Annotated in this window: 1 pseudogene; it reads right to left on the bottom strand. The window is 65.5% G+C overall.

The features are described 5' to 3' along the window. Positions 1-1,038 (bottom strand): annotated as a pseudogene (locus KXR53_RS35500) (amino acid adenylation domain-containing protein); the annotation flags it as partial. Positions 1,039-1,130: the final 92 nt, after the last annotated feature.

Below are 1,130 nucleotides of genomic sequence, written 5' to 3'. Positions count from 1 at the left end.
GTTCGGGGTCAGCGGCAGCGCCGCCAGCACCACCACCGCCGCCGGCACCATGTGATCCGGCAGCCGCTCGGCCACCATCCGGCGCAGCGCCTGCGGCTCGACCGCCGCCCCGGCCCGGGCCACGACATAGCCGACCAGCTGCTTCTGCCTCGGCCGGTCCTCACGCGCCACCACCGCCGCCTGCGCCACCGCTGGATCGGCCAGCAACGCCGCCTCGACCTCGCCCGGCTCGATCCGGAAGCCGCGGATCTTGACCTGATGATCGGCCCGGCCGCGGAACTCCAGGACCCCGTCGGCCCGCCAGCAGGCGAGGTCGCCCGTGCGGTACATCCGGCTTCCCGCGACCCCGAACGGATCGGCCACGAACCGCTCCGCCGTCAGCCCCGGCCGCCCGTGGTATCCCCGCGCCAGACCCGCCCCCGCAATGTACAGCTCCCCCACCACCCCCGCCGGCACCGGACGAAGCGCAGCATCAAGCACATACGCCCGCGTGTTCCAGATCGGCGAACCAAGAGTGGTGACGAGCTCTCCTTCGTCCTGAAGTTCAATCTGGGAGTCGACGCAGACATCTGAGATCTCCGTCGGCCCATAGCTATTGATGAAGCGCAGCCCTGGAACAGATGAACCGATTGCTCGAAGTGCATCGGCCTTGATGCTCTCGCCGCCAAGAATTGCAAGCTTGAGGGTGCGAAGTGTTGTTGCCCTTTCGGCAATGCCATCGGTCAGGACATAGAACTGCGACGGAGCGCAATTCAGGAGAGTAGCTTGTGATGCGTGAATGAGCCGTGCGAGCCGCTGCCCGTCAAGCAGCACGTTCGGCCCGAGGACAATCGGCGCGCCCGAGATCAGCGGTGCAAAAAAGTTCTTGAGTGTTAAATCAAAGGCATAAGACGAGATGACGAGGACGCGAGTGTCGCAGGATAGGTGATATTGTTGGGCATACCACCGGTAAAGATTGACCGCGCCTTGGTGCGGCACCAGCACACCCTTTGGCGTCCCGGTGGAGCCTGAGGTGTAGATGAGATAGGCGGGGTGGCGGGGGTCGAGCGGGGCGGTTCAGCTTGTAGGCGTGCCCGCCGGCGAGGAAGACGATCGAGGCATGCGTTTCCACCCGTTGAACCGAGGCCACG

The organism is Inquilinus limosus, assembly GCF_051487185.1.
Lineage (GTDB): Bacteria > Pseudomonadota > Alphaproteobacteria > DSM-16000 > Inquilinaceae > Inquilinus > Inquilinus limosus_F.
The sequence above is the reverse complement of the archived record's forward strand: the minus strand, read 5'-3'. Positions and strand labels throughout refer to the sequence as shown.